At 72.4% G+C, this 24490-nt stretch carries 28 protein-coding genes; 18 read left to right on the forward strand and 10 right to left on the reverse strand.

What is annotated here, in order from left to right; translation table 11 throughout:
* Positions 1–23: 23 nt before the first annotated feature.
* From ACWGPF_RS02825 to ACWGPF_RS02840, 4 genes are all read left to right on the forward strand, one after another.
* Positions 24–977, forward strand: coding sequence for a hypothetical protein (locus ACWGPF_RS02825; RefSeq protein ID WP_452331377.1), 954 nt, complete (start codon positions 24–26; stop codon positions 975–977).
* Positions 974–1342 carry a GntR family transcriptional regulator gene (locus tag ACWGPF_RS02830; RefSeq protein ID WP_452331378.1) on the forward strand — a complete coding sequence of 123 codons (369 nt, stop codon included), beginning with the start codon at positions 974–976 and terminating at the stop codon, positions 1340–1342. The genes ACWGPF_RS02825 and ACWGPF_RS02830 overlap by 4 nt, the downstream gene beginning before the upstream one ends.
* A gap of 415 nt (positions 1343–1757) precedes the next feature.
* On the forward strand, positions 1758–3590 hold the full coding sequence (locus tag ACWGPF_RS02835; RefSeq protein WP_452331379.1) for a DUF222 domain-containing protein: 1833 nt from the start codon (positions 1758–1760) through the stop codon (positions 3588–3590).
* Positions 3591–3689: 99 nt separating this feature from the next.
* Positions 3690–4055: an SdpI family protein gene (locus ACWGPF_RS02840; RefSeq protein ID WP_452331380.1), complete on the forward strand. Its 366-nt coding sequence runs from the start codon at positions 3690–3692 to the stop codon at positions 4053–4055.
* Positions 4056–4145: 90 nt separating this feature from the next.
* On the opposite strand, the gene ACWGPF_RS02845 is transcribed toward ACWGPF_RS02840, so the two are convergent.
* Entirely contained in the window at positions 4146–4346 is a 201-nt protein-coding gene (locus ACWGPF_RS02845; RefSeq protein WP_345440869.1) for a hypothetical protein, read from the reverse strand.
* Between the two features lie 143 nt (positions 4347–4489).
* Between ACWGPF_RS02845 and ACWGPF_RS02850 the strand changes: the two genes are divergently transcribed.
* Positions 4490–4987 (forward strand): SixA phosphatase family protein, encoded by a 498-nt coding sequence (locus ACWGPF_RS02850; protein WP_452331381.1) that lies wholly within the window; start codon positions 4490–4492, stop codon positions 4985–4987.
* Positions 4988–5009: 22 nt separating this feature from the next.
* Here the strand turns inward: ACWGPF_RS02850 and ACWGPF_RS02855 are convergent, their stop codons facing one another.
* Positions 5010–5345, reverse strand: a complete 336-nt coding sequence (locus ACWGPF_RS02855) for a winged helix-turn-helix transcriptional regulator (protein WP_345440875.1) — start codon at positions 5343–5345, stop codon at positions 5010–5012.
* Positions 5346–5423: 78 nt separating this feature from the next.
* Between ACWGPF_RS02855 and ACWGPF_RS02860 the strand changes: the two genes are divergently transcribed.
* Positions 5424–6074, forward strand: a complete 651-nt coding sequence (locus ACWGPF_RS02860; RefSeq protein ID WP_452331382.1) for an FMN-dependent NADH-azoreductase — start codon at positions 5424–5426, stop codon at positions 6072–6074.
* Positions 6075–6103: 29 nt separating this feature from the next.
* Here the strand turns inward: ACWGPF_RS02860 and ACWGPF_RS02865 are convergent, their stop codons facing one another.
* Together ACWGPF_RS02865 and ACWGPF_RS02870 are read right to left on the reverse strand one after the other, a co-directional pair.
* Positions 6104–6682 (reverse strand): sugar O-acetyltransferase, encoded by a 579-nt coding sequence (locus ACWGPF_RS02865; RefSeq protein ID WP_452331383.1) that lies wholly within the window; start codon positions 6680–6682, stop codon positions 6104–6106.
* A 17-nt stretch (positions 6683–6699) separates the two neighbouring features.
* Positions 6700–7575, reverse strand: coding sequence for a LysR family transcriptional regulator (locus tag ACWGPF_RS02870; protein ID WP_452331384.1), 876 nt, complete (start codon positions 7573–7575; stop codon positions 6700–6702).
* A gap of 107 nt (positions 7576–7682) precedes the next feature.
* Between ACWGPF_RS02870 and ACWGPF_RS02875 the strand changes: the two genes are divergently transcribed.
* Complete coding sequence (locus ACWGPF_RS02875) at positions 7683–8618, forward strand: aldo/keto reductase (protein WP_452331385.1); 936 nt, start codon at positions 7683–7685, stop codon at positions 8616–8618.
* A 6-nt stretch (positions 8619–8624) separates the two neighbouring features.
* Here the strand turns inward: ACWGPF_RS02875 and ACWGPF_RS02880 are convergent, their stop codons facing one another.
* Genes ACWGPF_RS02880 through ACWGPF_RS02895 form a run of 4 tightly spaced genes read right to left on the reverse strand, consistent with a single transcriptional unit; the run spans position 8625 to position 11284 of the window.
* Positions 8625–9281, reverse strand: a complete 657-nt coding sequence (locus ACWGPF_RS02880) for an ATP-binding cassette domain-containing protein (protein ID WP_452331386.1) — start codon at positions 9279–9281, stop codon at positions 8625–8627.
* Positions 9278–10087, reverse strand: coding sequence for an ABC transporter permease (locus tag ACWGPF_RS02885; RefSeq protein ID WP_452331387.1), 810 nt, complete (start codon positions 10085–10087; stop codon positions 9278–9280). The genes ACWGPF_RS02880 and ACWGPF_RS02885 overlap by 4 nt, the downstream gene beginning before the upstream one ends.
* A 3-nt stretch (positions 10088–10090) precedes the next feature.
* Positions 10091–10864 carry a molybdate ABC transporter substrate-binding protein gene (modA, locus tag ACWGPF_RS02890; RefSeq protein ID WP_452331388.1) on the reverse strand — a complete coding sequence of 258 codons (774 nt, stop codon included), beginning with the start codon at positions 10862–10864 and terminating at the stop codon, positions 10091–10093.
* Between the two features lie 27 nt (positions 10865–10891).
* Positions 10892–11284: a TOBE domain-containing protein gene (locus tag ACWGPF_RS02895; RefSeq protein WP_452331389.1), complete on the reverse strand. Its 393-nt coding sequence runs from the start codon at positions 11282–11284 to the stop codon at positions 10892–10894.
* A 105-nt stretch (positions 11285–11389) separates the two neighbouring features.
* Here ACWGPF_RS02895 and ACWGPF_RS02900 point away from each other — a divergent pair, with 105 nt between their 5' ends.
* The 3 genes from ACWGPF_RS02900 to ACWGPF_RS02910 are packed head-to-tail and all read left to right on the forward strand — an operon-like array spanning position 11390 to position 13150.
* On the forward strand, positions 11390–11764 hold the full coding sequence (locus tag ACWGPF_RS02900; RefSeq protein WP_452331390.1) for a hypothetical protein: 375 nt from the start codon (positions 11390–11392) through the stop codon (positions 11762–11764).
* A gap of 58 nt (positions 11765–11822) precedes the next feature.
* Positions 11823–12380 carry an NYN domain-containing protein gene (locus ACWGPF_RS02905; RefSeq protein ID WP_452331391.1) on the forward strand — a complete coding sequence of 186 codons (558 nt, stop codon included), beginning with the start codon at positions 11823–11825 and terminating at the stop codon, positions 12378–12380.
* Complete coding sequence (locus tag ACWGPF_RS02910; protein WP_452331392.1) at positions 12377–13150, forward strand: thioesterase family protein; 774 nt, start codon at positions 12377–12379, stop codon at positions 13148–13150. The genes ACWGPF_RS02905 and ACWGPF_RS02910 overlap by 4 nt, the downstream gene beginning before the upstream one ends.
* Before the next feature lie 83 nt (positions 13151–13233).
* Here ACWGPF_RS02910 and ACWGPF_RS02915 read toward each other — a convergent pair whose 3' ends face one another.
* Positions 13234–14148 (reverse strand): EamA family transporter, encoded by a 915-nt coding sequence (locus tag ACWGPF_RS02915; protein ID WP_452331393.1) that lies wholly within the window; start codon positions 14146–14148, stop codon positions 13234–13236.
* A 71-nt stretch (positions 14149–14219) separates the two neighbouring features.
* Here ACWGPF_RS02915 and ACWGPF_RS02920 point away from each other — a divergent pair, with 71 nt between their 5' ends.
* Positions 14220–15155, forward strand: coding sequence for a LysR family transcriptional regulator (locus tag ACWGPF_RS02920; protein WP_452331394.1), 936 nt, complete (start codon positions 14220–14222; stop codon positions 15153–15155).
* A gap of 22 nt (positions 15156–15177) precedes the next feature.
* Positions 15178–15882 carry a gamma-glutamyl-gamma-aminobutyrate hydrolase family protein gene (locus ACWGPF_RS02925; protein WP_452331395.1) on the forward strand — a complete coding sequence of 235 codons (705 nt, stop codon included), beginning with the start codon at positions 15178–15180 and terminating at the stop codon, positions 15880–15882.
* Positions 15883–15895: 13 nt separating this feature from the next.
* On the opposite strand, the gene ACWGPF_RS02930 is transcribed toward ACWGPF_RS02925, so the two are convergent.
* A complete protein-coding gene (locus tag ACWGPF_RS02930) occupies positions 15896–18091 on the reverse strand; it encodes a beta-L-arabinofuranosidase domain-containing protein (protein ID WP_452331396.1) in 2196 nt (731 codons plus the stop codon).
* Between the two features lie 91 nt (positions 18092–18182).
* Between ACWGPF_RS02930 and ACWGPF_RS02935 the strand changes: the two genes are divergently transcribed.
* The 6 genes from ACWGPF_RS02935 (at position 18183) to ACWGPF_RS02960 (ending at position 24483) form a co-directional block, all read left to right on the forward strand.
* Positions 18183–19157 carry a LacI family DNA-binding transcriptional regulator gene (locus ACWGPF_RS02935; protein ID WP_452331397.1) on the forward strand — a complete coding sequence of 325 codons (975 nt, stop codon included), beginning with the start codon at positions 18183–18185 and terminating at the stop codon, positions 19155–19157.
* Entirely contained in the window at positions 19154–20143 is a 990-nt protein-coding gene (locus tag ACWGPF_RS02940) for a LacI family DNA-binding transcriptional regulator (RefSeq protein WP_452331398.1), read from the forward strand. Before ACWGPF_RS02935 ends, ACWGPF_RS02940 begins: the two co-directional genes overlap by 4 nt.
* 152 nt (positions 20144–20295) lie before the next feature.
* Entirely contained in the window at positions 20296–21921 is a 1626-nt protein-coding gene (locus tag ACWGPF_RS02945; RefSeq protein ID WP_452331399.1) for an ABC transporter substrate-binding protein, read from the forward strand.
* Positions 21918–22892 carry an ABC transporter permease gene (locus ACWGPF_RS02950; protein ID WP_452331400.1) on the forward strand — a complete coding sequence of 325 codons (975 nt, stop codon included), beginning with the start codon at positions 21918–21920 and terminating at the stop codon, positions 22890–22892. Before ACWGPF_RS02945 ends, ACWGPF_RS02950 begins: the two co-directional genes overlap by 4 nt.
* 14 nt (positions 22893–22906) lie before the next feature.
* On the forward strand, positions 22907–23815 hold the full coding sequence (locus ACWGPF_RS02955) for a carbohydrate ABC transporter permease (RefSeq protein ID WP_452331401.1): 909 nt from the start codon (positions 22907–22909) through the stop codon (positions 23813–23815).
* Positions 23812–24483, forward strand: coding sequence for a DUF624 domain-containing protein (locus ACWGPF_RS02960; protein ID WP_452331402.1), 672 nt, complete (start codon positions 23812–23814; stop codon positions 24481–24483). Before ACWGPF_RS02955 ends, ACWGPF_RS02960 begins: the two co-directional genes overlap by 4 nt.
* The last annotated feature ends 7 nt before the right edge of the window (positions 24484–24490 follow it).

Genomic DNA, 24490 nt, shown 5'->3' on the forward strand with positions numbered 1-24490 from the left:
GGAGAGCGGCCGGGAGGAAGCGCATGGATCGAATCGACGGACTCGGCATCGTCGACCTGCTCCGCGGTGCGCTGTCGTTGCCCATCGTCTCGGTCGTGCTCGCGGCCATCGTCGCCGGTCTCTTCCTCGTGCTCCGGTCGGGCGCCCCCGTTCGTGAGCGCTACCTCGCCGAACGACGCGTGCTCGGCTACGGGGCGCTCACGGTCGTGATCGTCACTGCGGCGGAGACGACGCTTCGCGATCATGTGCTTCCGCTCGCCGACGTCGCCGCGTGGTGGCACTATCCCGTTCCGCTCGTCACGTCAGCGCTCGTGCTCGTCGCCTCCCTCATCGTCATCCGGTCGGCACCCGCACCGTCCACGCCTGCCGGCCCGTCGGCGCGGCGTGCCTGGACGTCCTTCGGCTCGAAGGCACTGTTCGTGTCGGGCGGTGTCCTCACGGGCGTGCTGCTCGCGACGACGCTCGCCGCAGGGCTCGTGTCGACATCGGATGACCGGGGCCGCTACGTGCTGCTGGACCTGCCGGTCGCGAACACGCGGCAGGAGCCGTTGCGACCGTGGTTCTTCGGATGGACGTACGGCATCCCCGTGCTCATCGGGATGGCGCTGCTCGCGCTCGCGGTCTGGCTCGCGTTGCGCGAGAACGCGCTCCGGCCCTTCGCAGCCGACGACATCGGCGGACAGAGAGCGCAGCGCGCGCAGATCGGCACGGCGATGGGGCGGCTCGCGACGGGGGCGGTGCTCGTCGTGCTCGGCGGCGCATGGCGCTTCATCGGCGAGAGCGGCGGCCCTGCCACGCTCACGGTGGGTGACGATCCCGTCGTCTACGAGACGACGTGGCGTTGGAGCGAGTACGCGGTCATCGCGGGTGCGATCGCCCCGGTGCTCGAGATCATCGGCTTCGTCCTGCTGTTCTTCACGGCGCGGGTGCTGCCGGCGGCGTCGCATGTCGAGAAGCGCGCCACGGTGCCGGCGTGAGCGAGAGCGCGTCAGGAGCTCCCGGCGCTGCTCCCGTCTCGGCTGACGAGATCCATCGCCGGTTCCGGGGGCTCATCCGGTCGGGACTCCTCGGGGTCGGCGAGCGGCTGCCGACCGTGCGGCAGACGGCAGGTGATTTCGGGGTCGCGCCCGGCACCGCGGCGCGCGCGTATCGGAGGCTCGAGGAGGAGGGGCTCGTCGTGACGCGTACGGCCGCCGGCACCAGGGTCGCAGCGACAGCGGGCGCGCTGCCCGCGCCCGTCGTCCGCCGCATTCGCCAGCTCGTCGACGATGCCCGGTCAGCGCGGGTCGACCTGGACGAGCTCGTCGACGTGCTGCGACTCACCTGGAATCGCGTCGTCTGAGCGGAGCCCCGCGCTGCGGCTGGTGATCGTGGCGCAGGCCAAGCGAGCCGAGGCGAGGCGACCTGTCTCTTCCTCGCCACCCCTCGCGGTCGTCGAGCGAGCGGAGCGAGTCGGAACGTCGCGGGGTTCTCGCCCGCGCCCCCTGCTCCGGGTCGTTGAGCGAGCGGAGCGAGTCGAGACGTGGTGGGGTTCTCCGCCCGCACTCCTTTCCGGTCGTCGAGCGAGCGGAGCGAGTCGGAACGTCGCGAGGTTCCCGCCCGCGCCCCCTCCTCCGGGTCGTTGAGCGAGCGGAGCGAGACGGAACGGTGATCTCCCTCCCGCTCCGGCCGTTTCGTGACCTTTCCGTGACCTCGGCGGGGTCGGGATGGTCTCGTTCAGGTGTTCGAATGTCGGTGGCTGGTCTGATGATGGTTGTATGGCAGGACGGAAGCCGAGGTTCGCGGGAGGGTCGTCGTGGGAGGCGACCCCCGCGGAGGTGCGCACGATCGGGAACGTGCGCGACCTGATCCTGGAGCTGCGTGCCGACCGTGCCCGGCTCGATGGGCTGGAAGCGGGAGCGTTCGCTGCGGCCGCGCGGGTCGCGGAAGCGCAGACGGCGCGGTGCGGGGACGCGTCCGGGTACGGGTTCCCGTGGCGGTCCATCGCGTTGGAGCTCGCCACGGCCCTGCGTCTGTCTCCGGGTGAGGTGGAGGCGCGGTTGCGGCAGGATCTTGCCCTGACCGACCGGTTCCCTGTGGTGGCGGAGGCGTTGTGTCGTCAGGTGATCACGCGTCGTCAGGCGGACATCATCTGCGAACACGGGGAACGGTTGCCGGACGAGGTGGTGGAGGAGTACTCGCGTCGTGCGGTGGCGTATGCGGAGGACGCGACACCGGGGCAGGTGCGGGTGTTCGCGAAGGGCCTCGCGGCGGAACTCGACCCGGCACCCTTGCCTGAACGGCACCGGCGCGCCCTGGACCGGAGGGGCACGAGGGTGCGGGCTCTCGACGACGGCCTGGCGGAGTTCGTCCTCACCGACGACGCCGCGAAGATCACCGCGATCCAGGACCGCCTCACCACCATCGCCAAACCCATCGCCGCAGAGGAGAAGCGACTCGCCGCGGAAGAGAAGAAGCGGCGCGACGCGGCCGAGCGCCGCGGCGCCGCTGCTGGTGCTGCTGCGGGTGCGGGAGGGAATGCGGGTGCGGGAGGGAATGCGGGTGCGGGAGGGGGTGGGGCGGGTCGTGTGACGCGGAATGCGTTCGGGATGCGGGTCAACGGTGACGGTGTCGCGGTCGACGCGAACGGGTACGCCACCCACCCCCACGGCCCGGTGAACGGTGACCGGCGGACCATCCGTTCCACCATTCCGGGATGCTCGATGATGCGCGAGCACGTCGAGGTGTTCCACGACGGCACCTGGTACCCGCACGACCCCGCCCTGCCCCTCCACCCCACGCAGGAGCAGGTCGCCGCAGCCGTGGAGCGGGGGCGGGATGCCCGCACGCGGGATCACATCCGCGCGGACCTCGCCTCCGACCTCCTCCTCACCGGCACCCCCACCTCCCACACGATCGACGGGTCGACGGAGAAGGTCGCCGCGATCCGGGGGACGGTGGCGGTCACGATCGCCGCGACCACCCTCGCCGGCCTCGACGACCACCCCGCCCTCCTCGCCGGCTACGGGCCCATCCCCGCCGATATCGCCCGTCGTTTCGCGAAAGACGCCCCCGGGTGGGAGCGCCTGTTCCAGGACCCCGACACCGGTGCCCTCCACACGGTCGACCACTACACCCCGACCGCCGCGATCCGGCGGCTCATCGAGCTGCGCGACGGGACCTGCCGCGCCCCCGGCTGCCCCCAGCCTGCGTCACGGTGCGAGAAAGACCACACCCGGGAATGGGAACGAGGCGGCCCCACCTGCGCCGGCAACCTCTCCGCCCTCTGCAAAACCCACCACCAACTCCGACACCACACCCCGTGGCACATCCAACAACCCGAACCCGGCGTCATCGTCTGGACCAGCCCCCTCGGACACGAGTACGCCACCGCTCCACCCCCGCAGACCGCGCATACGGCAGCGCACGCACCGGCTCCGCCGAACCCGTGCATACCCGAGTGGGAATACTCGCCGATCACCCAAGCAGACCTCGACGACAACTGGCTGTGGGAGTACGAGAACGGCCTCACCGACCAACCCCCACCCGGATGGCACCCCGACCCCGGCCCTCGGCCATGGCAGGACGACCGAGACGTGCGCGCATTCTGACCACCCGACGACGACCTCGACCCCGGGAGCGACCCGACACGGGCACCGACGCCGAAGATGCCCCCGTCACCCCTGACCGCCTCTGATTGACTGGAGGGCATGACGAGCCTCGTCCCCGGTCTCTTCGGCTTCGCGATCGTCGGCGTCGTCATGGCGTTGCTGATCGGCCCGTCGCGCCGGGGTGATCTCGAACGGAACGGGCGCATCGGGATCCGCACCCGACACACGCTCGCCTCCGACGCCGCATGGGACGCCGGGCACCGTGCGGCGGTGCCCGGGATGGTCGGCACCCTCGCCTGCTGCGGCTCAGCGATCCTCGTCGGCGTCGTCCTGCTCATCGCGTTCGGCGACCGGTTGCCCGATCTCGCCGCGCTCGCGGTCGTGCTCGGCGGGTACGGTGCGGTCCTCCTCAGCGGCGTCCCGACCGTCCGAGCGGCGAACCGGGCCGCCCGCGCAGCGGGCTGACGTCGATTCTCCCCCTCCCAGCCGAACGACCCCGCCCAGCCGAACGACCCCGCCCAGCCGGACGCCGCCGACGCGCCGGCGCGACTGAGCTCACCCGTGCTCGACCGCGCCCTCCGCCTCCTCCAGCCGCGTGAACGTGCCGACCGGCTCGGCGTGCCCGTCGAACGCGACGAAGCGACCATCCGGCCCTTTCTCCACGAACCCCAGGAACTCTCCGTCGCGGTTCCCGACGTGCAGACCCGACTGAACCCGGCTCCAGGTGGTGTGCGTGACGTCGTCGGCGATGGTCATGGGGTGTCTCCTCGATGCTGCGGTGCGCGATCCTGCGCCGCTCCGTTGCGGACGCGTGCCATCGCACCCCACAGAACCTAGGGCGCCCCGCGGTCCCTCGCGACACCCTTGCCGCGATGCTCCCCGGATGATACGCAAGGGTGATGCTGCGGCTCCTCCTGCTCCGACACGCGAAGTCCGACTGGCCGCAGGGCGTCGGCGACGGCGACCGGCCGCTCACCGCCCGCGGCGAACGCGATGCGCGAGCCGTCGGCGAAGTGATCCTCGCCCGCGGGTTCACGCCGGATGCCGCGCTCGTCTCTCCCGCCCGCCGGACGCGCGAGACCTGGAGCCTCGCGAGTGCCGCATGGCCCGCCGCACCGGAGTCGTCCATCGTCGACGACGTCTACCTCGCCTCATCGCGGCGCCTGCTCCAGGTCGTCCGCGAGCACGGCGGCTCGGTCCGCACCCTTCTCCTCGTCGGCCACAACCCGGGCATCCACGATCTCGTCGACACCCTCGCCGCGCCCGACCAGCGCTCCCGCGTGCCCCTCGACTTTCCGACCGCGACCCTCGCCGTCCTCGACCTGCCCGTCGACCACTGGATCGACCTCGCACCGCAGACCGCGACGGTCACGGACGTGGTCTCCCGCGGCACCTGATGATCGCCGCCCCTGAGAACCGTCAGCGGACGACGCGCAGATTCTCCGACGCCCACGTGCCGAGCTGCGCGAGTACCGGAACGAGCGCCTCTCCGGCAGGAGTCAGCGCGTAGTCCACCGAGACGGGCGGCCCCGCGTGCACCTCGCGTGACACCAGGTCGACCCCCGCGAGCTCCGACAGGCGGTCGGACAGCACCGCGTCGCTGATCCCTGTCACTGCACGGCGCAGCGCCACGAACGACAGCGCCCCGCCGCTCAGAGCGTCGATGATCATCCCGTTCCATCGCTTGCCGAGCACCGAGAAGGCGAGCGAGATCGCGGCGTCGCACGCCGGTCCGCCATGCTCGATCTCCGCCACGACCCCATCCTACCTGTGCTACTGTCCCGATAGCCGCTCTCTTTTTCAGAGTGACTCATCGAACCTGACAGGAGACCCATGACCCTCTTCCGCCTGGATGCGAGCATCCTCCCCGCGACCTCCGCTAGCCGCGCGCTCGGCGACCTCGTCGAGGCCGAGTGGACCGCTGCCCATCCCGCCGACGCCATCGTGCGCCGCGACCTCGCCGCCGAGCCTGTCCCCGCGACCGCGTGGCAGGACGCCGTCACGGCGGGCTTCGTGCCCGAGGGCGACCGCACCGACGGCCACCGCGCCGCGCAGGCACTCGCCGCGACGTTCGCCGACGAGCTCGTCGACGCCGACGCCCTCCTCTTCACCGTGCCGCTCTACAACTACGGCGTCTCGCAGCACTTCAAGACGTGGTTCGACGTGGCCTACACCGACCCGCGCATCGACCCGCAGGGCACCGCGCTGCAGGGCAAGCCCGCCACCCTCGTCACGGTGCTCGGCGGCAACTACGCCCCCGGCACCCCGAAGGATGGATGGGACCACTCGACCGCGTGGCTCCGCCGCGTCCTCGAGGATGTCTGGGGTCTCGACCTCCGCGTCGTCGAGCGCCCGTTCACGCTCGTCGGCGTGAACCCCGCGCTCGACGCCTTCGCCGACGTGGCCGCCGACCTCCGCCGGACGGCCGAGGACGCGGCACGCACGGCGGGTCGCGAGCTCGCCGCGTCGCTCCAGGCGGCCTGACGGACCGAGGGGGCGGGACGCCCGCCCCCTCAGACCGTCCGCACCACGCGTGCGGGGTTGCCGACGGCGACGACGTCCGCTGGCAGGTCGCGCGTCACGACCGCGCCTGCGCCGACCACGGTGTTGTCGCCTATGGTCACGCCGGGGCAGACGATCACGCCGCCGCCCAGCCACACGTTGTCGCCGATCGTGATCGGCCGCGCGGCTTCGAGCTTGTCGCGCCGCGCCTCCGGCTCGATGGGATGAGTCGGCGTCAACAGCTGCACGTTCGGCCCGATCTGGCAATCGTCGCCGATCACGATCTCCGCGACGTCGAGCGCGGTGAGGCCGGCGTTGATGAAGGTCCGTGCGCCGATGCGGATGTTCGAGCCGTAGTCGACCGTGATCGGCGGGCGCACGAAGGCCTCGTCGCCGAGCGCGCCCAGCAGTTCCGCGAGCACGGCGCCCGCAAAATCGGAGTCGTCGAACGAGGCGCGTCGGTACTGCTCGGCGAGCCGCGCTCCGCGCCGCAGTCCCTCGGCGATGTCGGGGTCGTGGGCGATGTACAGGTCGCCCGCGCGCATGCGGTCGTGGTTGCTCCGGGTGTCTCCGGCGAAGTGGTCACGCATGTGTACGAGCGTACACATCACGATGGCGACGATCGGATGATCTCGAGTGCGAGCGCCGTCGCGGGAGCGGATGGCCTCCGGGCCACGACCGAGACGACCCACGCGGGCGCGTCGACGGGGAGCGCGAGCGTCGCGAGCTCGCGTGCCTCGGGCTTGGCCGCGACGTGCGCGGGCACGATGGCGACGCCCAGCCCGCGGCGCACGAGGTCGATGAGCGCGTGCACGTCGTTCACGGCGCATCGCACGCGGCGCTCGACGCCGCGCGCCCCGCAGACCGCGTCGTTGAGCGAGCGGATGGCCCACGACTCCGGGAAGTCCACGAAGTCCGCGCCGTCGAGCGCGCGCCATCCGACCTCACGCTCCTGAGCGAGCGGATGGCCGTGCGGGGCGAGCAGGACGAGCGGGAGCCGGCCCAGCTCGACGGCGTGCAGTGCGCCCGCGTGCTCCGTCGCAGCGACGAAGGCGAGATCGAGCTGGTCGTCGCGCGTGCGCGTCACGAGATCGTGCGAGCCCGCCTGCGTGAACTCGAGGTCGACGAGCGGATGGCGCCGGTGCACCTGCTCGAGCAGGCCGTGCACGTCGACGACTCCCAGGCATTGCTCCGTTCCGATCCGCAGCCTCCCGGTGAGCTCCGCGCTCGCGCGCGTCACGGCGTCGCGCGCCGACGCCGCCTGCGCGAGCATCGTGCGCGCGTGGGGGAGGAGCGCCCGCCCGGCCGCCGTCGCCTCCACGCCGCGTGTCGACCGCGTGAAGAGCGCGGTGCCGAGCTCCTCCTCCAGCCCGCGGATGGCGGCCGACAGCCCCGACTGAGAGATGCCGCACACGGCCGCCGCGCGCGTGAACTGCCGCTCGTCCGCGAGGGCGACGAGGTACTCCATCTGCCGCAGATCCATTCATCACTCCCGCTTCTGAAGCTCATGAGCGCCAGTTGTTGGATTTCTGCCGGCGCGCTCCCTATCGTAGGAGCGCGCCGGCGACGCCGCCGGCCGGAGAGGACACCATGAAGACCGTCGCCCTGGGCACCCTCCAGGCTCCTGCCGTCGTCGCAGGCCTCATGCGCATCGCCGACAAGAGCGACGCCGAGATCCGCGAGCTCGTCGACACCGCCCGCGGCGCGGGCATCGACTTCTTCGACCATGCCGACATCTACGGCGGCGAGCTGCACCGCTGCGAGCGGCGCTTCGCCGAGGCCCTGCGCCTGACGCCGTCGGAGCGCGCCGAGCTCACCATCCAGACGAAGTGCGGCATCGTGCCGGGTGCGGACGGCCCCCACTTCGACTTCTCCCATGCCCACATCGTCGAATCGGTCGAGGGCTCGCTCCGCGCGCTCGACACCGACTACATCGACGTGCTCCTCCTGCACCGACCCGACGCGCTCGTCGAACCCGACGAGGTCGCCCGCGCGTTCGACGAGCTCGAGACCGCCGGCAAGGTGCGTGCCTTCGGCGTCTCGAACCACACCCCGCGCCAGATCGACCTGCTCAAGACCGCCGTGCGCCAGCCGCTCGTCGCGAACCAGCTGCAGCTGTCGATCACCCACGCGCCGATCATCACGCAGGGCATCGCCGCGAACATGCAGGGACTCGAGCAGTCGGCCGTGCTCGACGGGGGCGGCATCGTCGAGTACAGCCGCCTCAACGGCATGACCATCCAGGCGTGGTCGCCGTTCCAGTCCGGCTTCTTCACGGGCGTCTTCCTCGGATCCCCTGAGTTCCCCGAGCTCAACGCCGTCATCGACCGCCTCGCCGCGCAGTACGGCGTCGAGCCGATCGCCATCGCGACGGCGTGGATCACCCGGCACCCCGCCGGGATGCAGGTCGTCCTGGGCACGACGACGCCCGCGCGCGTCGCGGCCGCCGCGGCCGGCGCCGACGTCGAGCTCTCGCGCGCCGAGTGGTACGAGCTCGTCCGCGCGGCAGGGCACCGCGTGCCCTGACCCGCCTCAGCCCGAGACTCGGCCGGTGGCCATCCGCACCGACCGATCGGCGAGCGCGGCGACGTCGTCGGGATCGTGGCTCACGAGCACGGCCGTGCGGCCCCCGAGCGCACGCGCGAGCAGCGCGCGCAGCTCGGGGGCCGCGTCGACGTCGAGCGCCGCCATCGGCTCGTCGAGGAGGAGCACGGCCGGCTCCGCCGCGAGCGCGCGGGCGAGGGCGACGCGCTGCGCCTGGCCGCCCGAGAGATCGGAGGCGCGGCGCTCCGCCAGCGCCCGCACCCCCGTCTCGACGAGCCACCGCTCGGCCGCATCGCGAGCCGCGGCACGCGACAGGCCGGATGCCCGCGGGGCGAACGCGACGTTGTCACGCACCGAGAGATGCGGGAAGAGCAGCGTCTGCTGCGCCATGAGCACGATGCCCCGGCGATGCGGCGGCACCCACCTCCGCGGGCCGGCGAGCTCGACGCCGTCGAGCACGACCGTCCCGGCGTCTGGACGGAGGAGCCCCGCCGCCACGGCGAGCAGCGTCGACTTGCCCGCCCCGTTCGGGCCGACCACCGCGACCGTCTCGCCGTGCGCGACGCGGAGATCGACGTCGACCCCCCGTGCATCCACCCGCGCCCGGATCCCGAGGAAGGCGCCGCCGCCATCCGCCGACGTCACGTCGCCACCCGTCGCGGGCGGTACGCGAGCACGACGCCCACGACGGCGAGCACGATGAGCACGAGTGAGAGCGCGACGGCCGACGCGCTGTCGCTCTCGCGCACGAGGTACACCTGCAGAGGCAGGGTGCGCGTCACACCCTGCAGGCTGCCGGCGAAGGCGAGCGTCGCTCCGAACTCGCCGAGCGCGCGCGAGAACGACAGGATGGCGCCCGACAGGATCCCGGGGGCGATGAGCGGGAGCGTCACGCGCCACAGCACCCGCCCCGGCGACGCCCCGAGCGTCGCGGCGACGGCTCCGTAGCGCGTGCCCGCCGACCGCAGCGCCCCCTCGACGCTCATGACGAGGAAGGGCAGCGCGACGAACGTCTGCGCCATGACGACGGCGACCTCGGTGAACGGGATCTGCACGCCGAACGGCGTGAGCGCCTGGCCGACGAGCCCGCGCCGTCCGAACGCGTACAGCAGTGCGATGCCGCCCACGACGGGCGGCAGCACGAGCGGCACGAGCACGAGCGCGCGCACGACCTGCAGACCGGGGAAGCGCGCCCGTGCGAAGACGGTCGCGAGCGGGATGCCGATGACGAGGCACAGCACCGTCGACACGAGCGCCGTCCGCACGCTCAGCCCGAGCGCGTCGAGCGCGGCCTCGCTCGTCAGCAGCCCCCAGAACCCGCCCCAGTCGGCCCGGACGACGAGCGCCGCGAGCGGGACGAGGAGGAACGCGAACCCCGCCGCCGCCGGGATCCAGACCCATCGCGGCAGGTCGGTCGTCACCGTGGTGCGGGTGCGAGCGGCGTGAGCCATGGGCTACTCCGCCGACAGGAAGCCGGCGTCCGTCAGCGCTCCCTGCGCCTCGTCGCCGAGCACGAAGTCGACGAACTCCTGCGCGAGTGCGGCGTCGTCCGCGCCTGAGAGCGCCGCGATCGGGTAGTCGTTCAGTGCCTCGTCCGCCTCGTCGAAGGGGATGCCCTCGGCGGCGTCGCCGGCGCTGCGCACGTCGGTCGCGTAGACGAGCCCGGCATCCGCCTCGCCCGACGTCACCTTGCCGAGCACATCGGTCACGGCGTTCTCCTCGCTCACGGGAGTGAGGACGACGCCCGTCGCCTCCTCGACGGCGGCGGTGGCGGCGCCGCAGGGCACCTCGACGGCGCACACGACGAGCACGACGTCGGGGGAGGCGAGGTCGGCGAAGCCCTCGATGCCGGCCGGGTTGCCGGCGGGGACGGCGATCTCCAGCACGTTGCGGGCGAACAGCTCGGGATCGCCGGCCGTGAGACCCGCATCGACCACCTGCTCCATGGTGGTCGTGTTCGCCGCGGCGAAGACGCCGGCGGGCGCGCCCTCGACGATCTGCGTCGCGAGCCCCGACGACCCGTCGAAGTTCAGCTGCACCCTCACGCCGGGGTGATCCGCCTCGAAGGTCTCGGCCAGCTCCGTGAACGTGCCGGTCAGCGATGCCGCGGCGAACACCTGCAGCTCGCGCTCGGCCGCCGTCGACGGTGCCGCGGCGGGGGCGCCCGCGCATCCGGTCGCGACGAGGGCGGCGAGCAGGGCGGCGGGGGCGAGGATGGTGCGGCGCATGGGGGGCTCCGAATCGGGGGAGGGCGGTCAGGGGGTCTCGACGAGCACGGTCGTCGCCTTCACGACGGCGACCGCCACCGAGCCCGGGGCCAACCCGAGCTCGCGGACGGCCTCCGTGCTCATGAGCGAGACGACGCGGTGCGGGCCGCACTGCATCTCGACCTGGCTCATGACGGTGTCGCTCGTCACGGCGGTGACGAGCCCGACGAAGCGGTTGCGCGCCGAGGTGGCGCCCGTCGTCGGGTCCTCGGGGAGCTCGGCCTGTCTGCGGGCGAGCTCGGCGAGCTCCAGCCCGTCGACCGCCTTGCGTCCTGCCGCGTCGGCGTGCGCGGTCAGCGTGCCGCCCTCCACCCAGCGGCGGACGGTGTCGTCGCTCACGCCGAGGAAGCGCGCAGCGTCGCGGATGCGGATGACGGACATGGCGACTCCCAACGCGTATGCGGCTAGGTGATCACAATAGTTCCGCATCTGCGTTACGCACAGGCGTCCCGCCGCTTCTCCAGGCGCCATGGCTACGCTCGCAGCATGCGTCGTCCCGCCCTCGCCGTCGTCCTCGCCCTCCTGACCGCGTCCTCGCTCGCGGGCTGCGCGCAGGCGACCCAGGCCGCGGGCGAGGCCCTCGGCATCCCCGTGGCGGAGCTGTGCGCGACGGCCGACGACGCGTACGCGCAGTACCAGGCGCTCCTCGAGCAGGGCGCGACGACCGAGGAGCAGCTCTCCGCGGGGCGCGACGACCTCGTCGCCACGCTCGAGGGGCTCGCCGACGACCTCGGCGGCCAGGTGGGCGACCTCGTGCGCGCGAACGCCGAGCAGCTGGCGCAGACGAGCGACCTCCGCGCGCCCGAGACGATCGAGGCCGTCGAGCAGGCCAAGAGCTCGGTCGACGCGCTCTGCGGCTGAGCCGCCCTAGGATCGAGCCGGGGGCGTCCGCTCGGGACGCCGCCGGATGGAGGTGCGCATGAGCGCGGACGTGACGTGGGTCCTCGTCGACGGAGAGAACATCGACGCGACGCTCGGCACGTCGATCATCGGCCGCCGGCCCCTCCCCGAGGAGCGCCCGCGCTGGGACCGCCTCATCTCGTTCGCCGCGCGGCAATGGAACAAGACCGCGCGCGGCGTCTTCTTCATCAACGCCACGACCGTGCTGCCGCAGAGCTTCGTGCAGGCGCTCAAGGCGATGGACTACGAGGTCGTGCTGCTCTCGGGCGGGCCCGACGACAAGGTCGTCGACATCGCCATCCAGCGCACGCTGCGCGCCCTCGCCGCGCGCGAGGCCGACGTCATGCTCGTGAGCCACGACGGCGACTTCCTCGAAGACCTGAGCGCGCTCACGACGGACGGCCGTCGCGTCGGCATCGTCTCGTTCTCCGAGTTCCGCAACGCCGGCTACGCCTCCGTCCCCGGACTCGAGAAGTTCGACCTGGAGTTCGACGCCGCCGTCTTCGACGCGCGGCTGCCGCGCATGCGCGTCGTGCCGATCGAGGAGTTCGACCCGACGACCTTCCTCGACGCGTGACGGCCTACTTCGAGCGCCTCGACGCGCACCGCTACCGGGCGACCCCGGCGGTCGGAGGCGGCTGGAACCCCGCGGAGCAGCACGTCGCGCCATCGCTCGGACTGCTCGTGCACGCGGTCGAGCGCGAGCTCGCGCGCCGCGGATCCGCGGGTGTGCGACTCGCGCGGCTGAGCTTCGACATCCTCGGCCCGTACGCGATCGGCGACGTCGAGATCGCGGTCACGACCATCCGCCCCGGCCGAACGATCGAGCTCGTCGAGGCGACGCTCGCGCACGGAGGGCGCACCGCGATCGTGCTGCGCGCGTGGCTCATGCAGACGAGCGACACGTCGGCGATCGCGGGAGCAGACCACCTCCCGCTGCCTCCGCTCGAGGGGCTCGAGGCGTGGGAGCCGTCGTCGATCTGGGCGGGCGAGTTCGTGCGCACGGTCGACGTGCGGCGCGAGCACATCGCGCCCGGGCGCTCGCGCTTCTGGCTGCGGCCGCGGCTCGCGCTCGTGGCGGACGAGGAGGCGAGCGACACGGCGCGGCTCATCGGCGTGATCGACGTCGCCAACGGGGTGACGCCGCGCGCTCACCCGCAGGAGCTCGCCTTCCCGAACCTCGACGTCACGGTGCACCTCATCGACGACCCCGTCGGCGAATGGATCGGATGCGACACGGTCGTCGGCTTCGGCCGCACGGGCACCGGCCTCACGCACACCGTGCTGCACGACCGCCGCGGTCCCGTGGGGACGTCGGATCAGATCCTCACGCTGCGGGCCCGCTAGGTATCACTCAGGCGCGCGAGTGGGGGGAAACGCCCGCTTTCCCGCCGGCGGAGCGGCCGAGACCGCCCACGCGCTGCCGCGCGTCAGTCGGGGATGACCGGGATGGCCCCCGTCAGCGCGGGGGCCTCCGCCGTGCGCCGGGCGGCGAGAGCCGTGCCGACGCTCGCCGCGACGACGAGCGCCACGGCGGCGATCCGCAGCGGGCTCATCGCCTGAGACAGCAGCAGCCATCCCGCGAGCGCGGCGATCACGGGCTCGAGGCTCAGCAGCACGCCGAACACGCGCTGCGGCAGCCGGCGCAGCGCGAGCAGCTCGAGGACGTACGGCACGACGGACGCGAGCACGGCCGTCCCGATCGCGAGAGCGAGGAGGCCGGGGTCGAGCGCCACATCGGCGACGGCGGGGACGCCGAACGGCAGCAGCGCGACCGAGGCGACGACGAGCGCCATGGCGAGCCCGCCGAGCCCCGGCACGAGCCGGCCGACGCGGGCGCTGGTGCGGATGTAGAGGGCCCAGAACGCCGCCGCGACGAGCGCGAACACGACGCCGAGGGGGTCGAGCGCGTCGGCGCCGACGGCGCTGTCGACGCCGAGCAGGGCCATTCCGGCGAGCGCGACGCCGACCCAGGCGAAATCGGAGCCGCGCCGCGTGAGGCAGGCCGCCAGCACGAGCGGCCCGAGGAACTCGATGGCGACCGCCGTGCCGAGCGGGATGCGCTCGAGCGCCGCGTAGAAGAACCCGTTCATGGCGCCCAGCGCGAGACCGAATCCGACGACGGCGAGCCACTGCGTCCGGGTCCACCTGCCGAGGCGCGGGCGCACGGCCACGACGAGGATGAGCGCCGCGATCGTGAGGCGCAGGGCCGTGACGCCCCACGAGCCGAGCGCCGGGAACAGCTGGATGGCGAGCGCCGCTCCGAACTGCAGCGAGACGCACGAGCCGATGATGAGGGCGACGGAGCCGCCCACGCCGGAGCGGGCACGGGTCGCGGACGTCATGACACCAGTCTCGCGCGCCGCGTATCGTCAATCCAGCAACGCTTTCTGACGAGAACACATAAGGAGAACTGATGCTCAGTGTGCCGCGTCTGCGCCTGCTCAGCGAGCTGGGGCGCCGTGCGACGATCGCGGAGACGGCGCGGGCCCTCGCGTTCACGCCGTCGGCCGTGTCGCAGCAGCTCGCCCTGCTCGAGCGGGAGACCGGTGTCGCCCTCCTCGAGCGCACGGGGCGCACGGTGCGCCTGACGGGGGATGCCCGCGCCCTCGTCGCGCATGCGGAGGCCGCGTTCGCGCGGCTCGAGGAGGCAGAGGCGGAGCTCGCCGCCGGCCAGCGCGTGCTGCGCGGACGCCTGCACGTCGCGTCCTTCCAGAGCGTCGTGCTGGCGCTCGCCCCCGCGGCCCTCGACCTCCTCGCCGACCGTCATCCCGAGCTCTCCGTCGACATCACCCAGCGCGATCACGGGCCCGCCTACGACGGGCTGCTGTCGCACGAGTTCGACCTGATCCTCGGAGAGGAGTACCCCGGCATCCCCGAGCGGGTGCTCGACGGCGTCGACCGCGCCGATCTGCTCGCCGACCCGCTGTGCCTCGTCATCCCTCCCGGCGGGGTGATCGGCACCCGCCCACGGCGTCTCCGCGACCTCGCGGAAGCGCCGTGGGCGCTCGACCCCGACGACACGCCGACGGGGCTGTGGGGCCGCTCGGTCTGCCGGCGCGCCGGTTTCGAACCGCGCGTGCGCTTCGAGAGCCCCGACCCGCTCCTGCACGCGCATCTCGTCCGCACGGGCCACGCCGTCGCGTTCATCCCCGCCCTGCTCGCCTCGCCGCACCTCGACGGGCTCCCGCTCGCGAGCCTGCCGGGCGGCCCGCACCGGATGCTCTACACGGCCGTGCGGTCGGGCCGCGCGGGCCATCCCGCCGTTCGCGCGTTCCGCACGGCGCTCGCCGATGCGCTCGCGGCGCAGCGCCCCGCCGAGCCCGCGTGGAGCATCGCGCTCGAGGCGTGAGCGGCCGCGCGATGATGGACGCGTGAGCCTCCGCATCGCCCTCGTCCACCTGCGCACCTCCCGCCCGCACGCGCCGGGCTTCCAGGCCGACCTCGACGCCCTCAACGCGGGCGCGCTCGCGGCCGTCGACGCGCTCGGAGGCGACGCCGACCTCATCGCCGCGTCCGAGCGACCGCTGGGCGATGTGCTCGACGCGGTGCGCGCCGCCGACGCGATCGTGCTGCTCGGCGGCGAGGACGTCGACCCCGCGCGATACGGCGGCGCCGTCGACTACCCCGGGTCGGGGCATCACGAGCCGGCGTCGGATGAGGCGCACATCGCGATCGTGCACGACGCGCTGCGCACCGGCACGCCCCTGCTCGGCATCTGCCGCGGTGCGCAGGTGCTCAACGTCGCGCTCGGCGGCACGCTCGTGCAGGACCACGACGGGCACCGCGGCGTTCCGGGCGCCGACCCCTATGTGACGACCGCGCTCGTTCACGAGGGCCCGCTCGCCGGCGTCGCGGCGGGAGAGGTGCTGTGCACGCACCATCAGTCGATCGGCCGGGTCGGCGACGGCCTGCGTGTGGTCGCGCGCGCGTCCGACGGGATCGTCGAGGCGGTCGTCCACGAGTCGGCGCCGATCACCGGCGTGCAGTGGCACCCCGAGCATCCGGCGGTCGCCGTCGCGCAGCTCGTGCCGCTGCTTCAGCGGCTGGAGCTGCAGCGGCCCGCTTCCGGTCGGTGAGCGACGACCGGGATCAGCGCAGCAGGCGCGCCTCGGTCACGACCGGAGCGGGGCGCCCCGGCACGGGGGCGAGCGACAGCCGCGCACCCGCGGCGGGCGGGGCGATGACGAACTCGAGCACCCCCTCACCGGGGGCGACGTCGGCCTCCGCGACGAGCGCGTCGCCCAGACGGATGGCGAGCGCTGCGCCGCCCTCCGAGCGCACACCGACCCGCAGCTTCCGCGACTGCCACGCCGGATCGTTCAGCACGACCGTCACCCCCGAGCCGAGCGTGCGCCCGTGCGCGTCGCCGTCGCTCCAGACCGCGGAGCCGTCGCCCGCGAACCTGTGATCCGACTCGGGCTGCTGCTCGCCGAACGCGACGACGTCGACCGTGGCGGCATCCAGTGCGAGATGCGCGTCCTGTGCCTCGAGCGCCTCCCGCCGCCCCGGCTCGTCGACGGGCCAGTAGATCGTGTACCGGCTGTCGTGGATGCCGGCGAACGGCTCCAGCACCACGTCGCCATCCGACGTCGCGAGCCGCCATCGCAGCGGGCCGTCCGCCGAGACGCCGCCCGCGCCGTCCGCCACGAGGGGGAGATCGGCGAAGGGCCGCAGCGGCCCGGCCGCGATGTGCCCCATCCGGCCGCCGTCGGCACGCAGGCCGACGAGCTCGCCCGAGTCATCACGCGCGGCCAGCACGAGCGGCCCCGCGAGATGCGCCTGCCATGGCGACCCGTCGGGCAGCCGCTCCGTGCGCACCGCGATCGGCACGCCGAACGTCAGCTCGTCGCCATCCGACCACGTGCGCTCGACGATCACGGCGCCGTCGACGGCCGCGGCCTCGACCGGCTCGCCGTCCACGCGGAGGTCGTCGAGCGCCCCCGCCCACGACGGCACCCGCAGCCGCAACGCGAACGAGCGGGGCGCCCCGGCAGCGACGGCGACCGACACCCGGCCGTCCGCGGGGAACGCCGTCGTCATCCGCAGTCGCGCACCGAACGCAGGGGCGTCGAGCTCGGCCGGCGCGAAGAGGTTGACGGCGAGCGCCCCGTCCTCGACGCCGAAGATCCACTCCCCGTAGCGCGCCTGCATCTCCATGCCCGTCCCGACGCAGCACCAGAACCCCTCATGCGGCTGCGAGTACACGCGGTAGTGGCGCGGCCGCATCGAGGTGAAGTAGACGAAGCCGCCGTCCGGATGCTGCGCCGACAGTACGTGGTTGAACAGCGCGCGCTCGGCGTAGTCGAGCAGCTCGGGTCGCGGCCGCCCCTCGGCGAGCGCGCGCGTGAGCTTGAGCATGTTGTAGGTGTTGCACGTCTCCGGACCCTCGCGATCCTCGATCATCGGCGCGAAGTCGGCGGGGTCGTGGAAGTGCTCGCGCACGCTGTTGCCGCCGATCGCGACGCTGCGCCTCTCCACGACCGTGCGCCAGAAGACGTCGGCGGCGGCGATCTGCTCGGCGTCGTGCGTCGCCGCGTAGCCGACGGCCTTCGGGATCTGCGTGTTCGCGTGGCGCCCCGTGAGGTCGTCTCGGCCCCCGCGCAGGGGATCGAGGATGGCGCGGTGCGCGAACCGCAGCGCCTCGGCAGCGAGATCGTCCCGGCCCGTGAGCGCCGCGAGCTCCGCGAACACCTCGTTCATGCCGCCGAACTCGGTGTCGAGCATGGCCTCGAAGGCGTCGTCGTCCATCCCCCGCGAGATCGCGAGCCACCAGTCCGCGAGCCGCACGGCCATCCGCAGCGCCCGTGTGTCGCCCGCGACGACGTGCGCATCGACGAGCCCCTGGAACGTCTTGTGCAGGTTGTACCAGGGCACCCAGTGCGTGCTCGCGCCGAGCGAGCGCGCGGCGGCGACCCCGCCGTCGGCGAGCGCCTCGAAGAGCGCCGCCCCACCGGGCACGCCGCCGAGCCATCCCGTGCCGACCGCGTCCTGTGCGCGCTCGAGCACGTCGAGCGCCGCCGTCAGGCGCTGCAGCGGCTCGGGATCCCCTGTCGCGGCGTGCAGGTGCGCGAGCGCCGACAGCCAGTGCCCAAGCGTGTGGCCGTCGAGGCCCGAGTCCTCCCAGTTGCCGTAGGGCGGGGCGTCGGGCGCGAGCCCGGCCTCGCGCAGGAACGGCGCGAGCAGCCGATCCGCATCGAGAGACAGCACGTACGCGAGGTCGGTGCGGATGGCCGCGGCGAACGGGCCGTCGGTCACGCGCACGGCGTCGGCGGGGAAGAACTTCATCGTGGCTCCCGGGGTGTGGGCGGGTCGCGACCGAGTGTATGGTTCAGCGTTGTCAATCACAAACCCTCCGTGCACGCAATACGCTGAGCGGATGGCGGTGACGATGGCGGATGTGGCGCGCGCCGCCGGCGTCTCCGTGAAGACCGTCTCCCGCGTCGTCAACCGCGAGCCGCACACGCGCGCCGAGGTTGTCGAGCGCGTCACGCACGCGATCGCGGAGCTCGGCTGGGTGCCCAACGGCGGGGCCCGCGCCATGCGCACCGGCCGGACCGGTCGCATCGCGATCGGCGTGACGGCGCTCGACGGGCCGACGACGGCCATGCTCGCCGAGGCCCTCGTCGCCGAGGCGGGACGCCGCGGCCTCGCGGTCTCGCTCGAGCCGACGCACGGCGACCCGGCGCGGGCCGCGCGCATCCTCGCCTCCTGCGGGGTCCTCCATGACGGCGTGCTGCTGCTGGGCGACGCGGGGGCGGGTGCCGACTCCGCGTCCGCGACCGGGCCCGTCGTCGCGGTGCAGGGAGGGCGAGGGGGCGCCGACGAGGTCGGCTCCGACCTCGCCGGCGCCGCGGGGGTGCTCGTGCGCCACCTCGCCAACATGCGCCGTCGAGCCGTGGTTCTCGTCGGCGTCGCGCACGACGCCGCGCGCCCGAGTCTCGTCGCCGAGGCCCTGCGCCTCATGGAGAGCGCACCCCTCGCCGTGATCGACGTGCCGGCCTCGACCCGCGAGGCCGGGGAGTATGCCGCTGAGACCATCCTCGGCGACCACCCCGACGCCGACGCCGTCCTGTGCGAGAGTGACGAGGTGGCCCTCGGCCTGCTGTCGGCGCTCGCCCGCCGCGGCGTCCCCCTGCCGGGGCGCGTCGCGATCACGGGGTTCGGCGGCACCGACGACGCGCAGTACACGACGCCGAGCCTCACGACCGTCGATCCGGGCTACGGCGCCCTCGCCCGCGCCGCGCTCGATGCGCTCGACGCGCGGCTCGCGGGCGGGCCGCCGCAGCCGCGCCGTGTGCTGCCGGTCGAGCTCGTGCGCAGGGAGTCGACTCTCGGGGCGGTGATCGGATGACCCGCGTCACGCTCGCCGACGTCGCCCGCGAGGCGGGGTGCTCCGCGAAGACCGTGTCGAACGTCGTGCTCGGGCGAGCGGGAGCCTCCGCCGAGACGAGGGCGCGCGTGCTCGACGCCGTCTCCCGGCTGGGCTACGTCGGCGACCCCGCCGGGAGGCAGCTCGCATCCGGACGCACGGGGCGGGTCGCGATCGTCGTCCCCCGTCTCTACCAGCCCTACTTCGCGGAGACCGCCGAGCGGCTCGTGCTCGAGATCGAGGGCCGCGGCATGACCTCGACCCTCGTCGTCGCCCACGATCTCGAGACCGAGCTGCGCGCCGTGACGGCGGCGCGCGACGTCGACGGCGTGATCCTCTGCCCGCACGCCGTGACGGACGAGATGCTCGACGTCACGCCTCCGAACCGGCCCACCGTGCAGCTCGGGGCGTCCGCATCGCGGCACTTCGACCGCGTGGTGATGGGCGAGTACGAGGGCTTCCGCCGCCTCGCGGAGCACCTCCTCGCCCAGGGGAGACGTCGGATCGCGCTCATCTGGTCGGGGGAGGAGGGCTCGGCGCCCCGTGGGCCGCGGTTCGACGGCTACCGCGACGCGCTCGCGGACGCCGGCATCCGGCACGCCCCCGAGCTCGTCGCGTTCGGCTCGGACTGGGACAGGCGGGCGTCGGGGTTCGAGGCCATGACGGCGCTCCTCGCCACGGGGCGCCGATTCGACGCCGCCCTCTGCGTCAACGACGCCATGGCGATCGGCGCCATGCGCGTGCTCCGCACACGCGGCGTGCGGGTGCCCGACGACGTCGCGGTGACGGGGTTCGACGACACCGTCGAGGGCGCGTTCCTCGTGCCGGCCCTCACCTCGGCGAGCCCGCGAGGCGACGAGATGGTGGAGGCGGCCGTGCGGATGCTCGTCGACCGGATCGAGGGCTACGACGGGCCGCTCCGCGAGGTGCAGACGGGCGCCGACCTCGTCGTCCGCGCCTCCGCCTGATCGCGCTGAGGGCGGCGGGCTCCGGGGGACCGCTCCCCGGTGAGCGCTCACATCCATTCCTGTCTTGTCGTTGACAACGTTGAATCTGTCTCCCTATGCTGACCGGCGGGGCGGCCGACGGCCGCCCCCTGCACCCGATCGAGGAGGATTCCGTGCACCTGAGTGCTTTCCGCAGCCCATCCCGGCGGCGCCGGGCCATCGCGACGGCGGGCGCCGTCGTCGCCGTCTCGTCGCTCGCGCTCACCGCGTGCTCGGCCGGCGACGGCGGCGGCTCCGACGACGGCGCCCTGCAGATCCTCGTCATCAAGCACCCGCTCACGCAGGAGATGTCGAAGATGCAGTGGGCGGCCGACCTCGAGGAGCAGCTCGGCGTCGACATCGAATGGCAGGAGGTGTCTGCCGACTGGGATCAGAAGAAGTCGGCCATCCTCGCCTCCGGCGACATCCCCGACCTCATCGTCGGGACGAACGCCATCACCGACTCCGACCTCGCGACCTACGGCACGCTGTTCGAGGACCTCTCCGCCCACCTCGACGACCTGCCGAACGTCCAGGGGATGTTCGAGGCGCAGCCGCTCCTGCAGGACATGGCGACGCAGTCGGGCGGCGAGATCTACAGCGTGCCCGGCTACAAGCGCTTCTGGCCGGAGACGGTCATCCACCAGTACATCAACCAGCAGTGGCTCGACGAGCTCGGCCTCGAGATGCCGACGACGTGGGACGAGCTCTTCGACGTCCTCGTCGCGTTCCGCGACGAGGACGCGAACGGCGACGGCGACCCGTCCGACGAGATCCCGTGGGACTGGAGCGCCGTCGGCACGGGCGGCTTCGGCTACTTCCAGCCCTCCGTGCTCCTCGGCAGCCTCGGCCTCCCGATCTCGAGCGGCGGCGGCGCCGGCTACTTCCTCGAGGACGGCGAGGTGGGCAACTTCCTCGTCGACGACCGCTACCGGCAGATGGTGGAGTTCCTCCACCGCGCCTACGCGGAGGGCCTCATCTCGCAGGAGGTCATGACGCACGACTACTCGGCGTACCAGTCCACGGCACGCGGCGACGGCGACACCGCCGCCGTCGGCTTCAGCTGGGGATGGACGGCGTCCGACCGGTTCGGCGCGCAGCTGGCCCCGCAGTACGCCGCGATGGCGCCGCTGCTCGCGGAGGAGGGGCAGTCCGAGCCCGTCGCCTGGAGCTACGACGGGTACGGCGAGAACTTCCCCGCGAACCAGATCGCGATGTCGGCGAGCTCCGACAACAAGGAGGCGGCGCTCGCCGCGATCGACGCGTTCTACGACCAGGACATGTCGATCCAGGTGCTGTTCGGCGACTTCGGCACGAACGTCGAGAAGGTCGACGACACGACGTACCGCGTGCTGCCGCCGGCCGACGGCACGAGCGACCCGTCGACGTGGAAGTGGACGTCGTCGCTCGCCGACAACGGCCCCATGTGGATCCGCGACGACATCGAGGTGGAGCTGCCCACCGACCTGCAGGAGGCCCGTGACCAGACGGTGCCGCTCGAGGACGCCCTCGCGAACATGGACCTCGAGGAGGACGTCTACCCGACGCAGTTCATCAAGATGAGCGCGGAGGACCTCAACACGATCTCCCTCAACAACACGACCATCCTCAACCTCACGCAGACGAAGTTCGCGGAGTGGGTCACGCAGGGCGGGATCGAGGACCAGTGGGACGACTACGTCGCGCAGGTCGAGGGCGCCGGTCTCGTGCAGAACATCGAGATCCACCAGTCGTACTACGACGACTTCATCGCCGGATGACCACGACGCGCATCGTGACGACCCTGCCGCCGGAGGGCGGCAGGGTCCGTCGGCTCCCGTGGATCCCGAGGCGGTCGCGTCTGAACACGGCGCGCACGTGGCAGCTGTGGCTCATGCTGCTGCCCGCCATCGGGTTCACGGCGCTCTTCGCCTACGTGCCGATGTACGGCATCCAGCTCGCGTTCCGCGAGTTCGACTTCGCGAAGGGCCTCACGGGCGGCGACTGGGTGGGGCTGAAGTACTTCATCCAGTTCTTCGAGAGCCCCATGTTCTGGACGCTCATGCGGAACACGGTCGTCATCAGCCTGACGACCCTCGTCGTCGGCTTCCTCGCGCCCATCGGCCTCGCGCTCGTCATCAACCAGATCGCGCGCGACCGCAGCAAGCGGTTCATGCAGACGGTCACCTACATGCCGCACTTCATCTCGATCGTCGTGATCGTCGGGATGCTGCAGGTGTTCCTCTCGCCCACGACGGGCATCATCACCCGGTTCCTCGGGCTCTTCGGCGTCGAGGACGCCAACTTCCTCGGCGACCCGAACGCGTTCGTGCCGGTCTACGTCATCTCCGAGGTGTGGCAGCACTGCGGATGGAACAGCATCATCTACCTCGCGGCGCTCTCGAGCGTCGCACCGGAGCTCTACGAGGCGGCGCGCATCGATGGCGCCAACCGCTTCCAGATCATCCGGCACGTCGATCTGCCCGCGCTCGTGCCGACCATGGTGGTGCTCCTCATCCTCAACATGGGCGGCGTGCTCGCGACCGGCTTCGAGAAGATCTTCCTGATGCAGAACACGCTCAACCTGCCGGTGTCCGAGGTCATCTCGACCTACGTCTACAAGATCGGCATCCTGAGCAGCCAGTTCAGCTACTCCACGGCCATCGGCCTGTTCAACACCGTCATCAACTTCGTCTTCCTCGTGGTGACGAACCACATCGCCAAGCGCGTGTCGAACACGAGCCTGTGGTGAGAGGGGCCCATCCGATGTCACGCTTCGCGCGCCTGCGCCACCAGCGCCCGCTCGACGTCTTCTTCACGCTCGTCATCGCGACGCTGTGCGTGATCGTCCTCGTCGTCACGCTGTACCCGCTGTACTTCGTCGTCATCGCGTCGATCAGCAACCCCTCGCTCGTGGCCACCGGCCAGGTCGTGCTGTTCCCACAGGGGATCAGCTGGTTCGGGTACGAGCAGATCCTCCAGGACGAGCGCATCTGGACGGGATACCGCAACACCCTCGTGTACAGCCTCGTCGGGACGGCGCTCAACCTCGTCGTCACCATGCCGGCGGCCTTCGCACTCTCGCGCGCCGAGTTCGTGTGGCGCCGGCCCCTCATGCTGTTCTTCGCGTTCACGATGTTCTTCTCGGGCGGCCTCATCCCGACCTACCTGCTGTACCGCGACATCGGGCTGCTCGACAACTGGCTCGTGTTCGTGCTGCCCTCGGCGCTCAACGTCTACAACCTCATCATCGCGCGCGCGTTCTTCGAGCACTCCCTGCCGAACGAGCTGTTCGAGGCGGCCATGATCGACGGCGCGAACTACCTCCAGTTCTTCGTGCGAATCGCCCTGCCGCTGTCGAAGGCGATCATCGCCGTCATCGCGCTGTACTACCTCGTGCAGCACTGGAACGACTTCTTCACGGGCCTCATCTTCGTGCGCGACGCCGACAAGCAGCCGCTGCAGATCGTGCTGCGCGACATCCTGCTGTCGAACCAGGCGTTCGCGGGAGGGGCGGGCGGCGCCGGCGGATCCGGCGCGGGCTACGGCCAGCAGTACGCCGACCAGATCAAGTACGGCGTCATCGTCGTGTCGACCCTGCCGCTCATCGTGCTGTACCCGTTCCTGCAGCGGTACTTCGACAAGGGCGTCATGATCGGGTCGGTGAAGGGATGAAGCGCCTGCTCGCCGTGCACCTGCGGCTCGTCGACGTCGTCCTCCGGCTCGTGCGGCTCAACCTGCTGTGGTGGGGATGGACGCTCCGCGGCGTCGTCGTCGCCGGCGCCTTCCCCGCGACCGCTGCGCTCGCCGCGGTCGCCCGGCGCGACGCGATCGATGGCGTGGACGACGACCGCGCCGGATGGCGGGCGCTCCGCCGGGAGTTCGCGGCCGCCCGGCACGCGGAGGCGCGCCAGGCGAACGCGCTGGGGTGGATGCTCGCGGGCGCCGTCGTCGTGCTCGTCGTCGAGGAGCGCCTCGTGCGCGCGCTCGGCGCCGACGCCTTCTCGACCTTCGTCGGCGGGATGCTGTGGATGCTCGTCGTGCTCGTCCTCGCGATCGGCGTGACGGCGTGGCCGCTCGCGGCGCACTTCGACGAGCGGCCGCTCGCCGTCGTCCGGCGCAGCGCGCTGCTCCTCGCGGGACGGCCCGTCGCGGCACTCGTGCACCTCGCCGTCTTCGCCGGTGTGCTGTGCGCGTACTACCTCGCGCCCGGCCTCATCCCCGTGTTCGGCCTCGCCGCGCCGATGTGGCTCGCGACGGGGGCGCTGTGGGGCACGGGAGTGCTGCCCCGGCCCGTCGAGCCGGTCATCGCACGCGCCGACCGGGAGGTTGTCAAGGCCTGACGGGCAC

The sequence above is a fragment of the Microbacterium sp. NPDC055683 genome (assembly GCF_053617895.1).